This window comes from Paracraurococcus ruber, assembly GCF_004353985.1.
Lineage (GTDB): Bacteria > Pseudomonadota > Alphaproteobacteria > Acetobacterales > Acetobacteraceae > Paracraurococcus > Paracraurococcus ruber.
Genome location: NZ_SMOA01000507.1, coordinates 1 through 2,115, shown reverse-complemented (window position 1 = coordinate 2,115; position 2,115 = coordinate 1). Strand labels below are relative to the sequence as shown.

General features: G+C 79.8%; 2 protein-coding genes. Both read right to left on the bottom strand.

Annotated features, from left to right (window positions below):
* On the bottom strand, positions 1-1,489 hold a 1,489-nt coding region (locus tag E2C05_RS31275; RefSeq protein ID WP_275670529.1), incomplete at its 3' end, for a DUF6212 domain-containing protein.
* The coding region (locus E2C05_RS31270; protein ID WP_133223507.1) for a glycosyltransferase family 4 protein at positions 1,486-2,115 on the bottom strand (630 nt) is incomplete at its 5' end. The genes E2C05_RS31275 and E2C05_RS31270, both read right to left, overlap by 4 nt.

Genomic DNA, 2,115 nt, shown 5'->3' with positions numbered 1-2,115 from the left:
CCTCGGGCGGCGGCGTGGCGGCGCGGGTGCCGAAGATCCGCCCGATCTCGACGCGCAGCACCGCCTCAGGCGCCTCGCAGCGGTTGCGCAGCGCCAGCGCGACCACGGCCCGCCGCGGCGGGTCGGGCGGCAGGGCCAGCGCCAGCCGCAGCGCCGGGTCGCCGAAGCCGCCGGGATGCCAGCCGGACCAGCGGGCGCCGGGCGCCTCGGGCGAGAGGTCGCCGGCGGCGCCGATCGTCATGCCCTCCGGCTGCAGCCACAGCGCCGCCTCCAGCCAGGCGGTATCGCCCAGCGCCACCGGCAACTCGGCCCGCAGCACATCGAGCCCGTTCAGCGGCACGGCCGGCAGCACCACCAGCGCCTGCTCCCCCGGGCCGAGCGCCGCCACCAGCCGCGCCGGCTCGGTGCCGAGGGCGACCCGCTCCACCCGCCCCTCCGGCATCCGCGCCGCCTGCCAGACCTGCTGCGGCAACTCGACCGGCACGCCGCTGGGCGGCGCCGGCAGCCCGGCCGCCTCCGCATCCCAGTGCAGCGCCTGCACCAGCCGCCGGCCGGGCAGCGCGGTCCACAGCGCGAAGGCGAGGCAGCGGGTCTCCGCCGCGCCCTCGGCCACGGAAACCGCGGCGCCGGGCAGCACCGGCTCGGCCGAGAGCGACAGGGCGAAGCGGTCGAAGCCGCCCACCTCCGCCACCACCTCCAGCCAGGCCGTCTCGCGCAGCCCCGCCACCGGCTCCGGCAGGTCCAGCGTCAGCCAGCCGGCCTGCAGGGCGCGGCCGGGGAGCACCCAGGCGCCGGCGATGCGGCCACTCTCGGCGCCGTAGAGCCGGATGCGCAGCGCCGCCTCCGGCCCCGCCAGCGCCTCCTTCAGATGCAGCGCGATGGCTGCCAGCCCATCCAGCTTGACGCCCAGCGACTGGCCGAGCGCCAGCCGTCCGGCCCGGGCGGCGACGGCATGGCCCTCGGCCGAGGGTTCGGCCGAGGCGACCAGCACCGGCGCCGCCGGCGGCTGCAGGTGCAGCGCCGCCTGCCGCAGCCTCGCCTGGGCGACCAGCAGCGCCTCGTGCTCCTGCCGCAGGGCGACCAGGCCCTGCTGGGCCGCGGCCGCCTCGCGCGCCATGCCGGCCAGGGCCTCCACGGCGCGGGCGGCCAGGGCCGGCAGGGCGGCCGGGCCATCCGGGGCCAGGATCAGCGGCGGCGCGGCCTCCGGCGCCGCCTCCTGCCACCAGGCGAGCAGCGCCGCCGCCGCCTCCGGCTTCGGCGCGACCAGGCCGAGGACCTGGCCCGGCGCGGCGGGCAGCGGCACGCCGGCGCCTTCCGGCAACTCCCCCAGCGGGTGCAGCAGCGCGCTGCCCTCCCGGGGCCGCAGGGACCAGAGGGCAAGGCCGGGCAGCGCCAGCGCCTCCGGCTGGGCCAGCCCGGGGAGGAGCAGGAGCTTCGGCCGGCCGTCGAACAGCGCGGCGAGCCAGGCCGGCGCGACTTCCGGCGTCATGCCGCGGCCGGCCGCGCCTGGACCGGCGCCGCCTCGGCGCCCGGCAGCGGCACCAGCGCATCCAGCCGGTCGAGCCAGGGGCGCATGGTCACGTCCCATTCCAGGGCGCCGGCACGGGCGGCGGCGCGCTCTCCGAGCGCCAGCAGCCGGGCGCGGTCGGCGGCCAGCGCCCGCAGCGCATCGACGAAGCCGGCGATGATCGCCTCCTCCGGCAGGGTGCCGGGCACCAGCAGCCCGTCCTCGCCATGCGCCACCGCCTCCCCCAGCGCGCCCACATCGGTCGCCAGCGGCACGCAGCCCATCCGCTGCGCCTCCAGCACCACCAGCGGCACGCCCTCGAAGCGGGAGGGCAGGACCAGCACATCCGCCCAGGCATAGAGCGCATCGAGGTCCTCCGCCGCCCGCACCGGCGGCTCGACCGCGAACCCCGGCAGCAGGGCCGGGCCATCCGCCATGACAGCCCGCCCCAGGACGCGCCAGGTCACCGCCGGGCCGCCGGCGGCGGCGATGATGGCGGCCAGGCGGTCCAGCCCCTTCTGCGCATCCAGCCGGCCGAGGAAGAGGGCGCGCAGCGGCGCCAGGGGCGATCCCGGCGGCGGCGCGTGGCGCGCCGCCCGCTCGGCCCG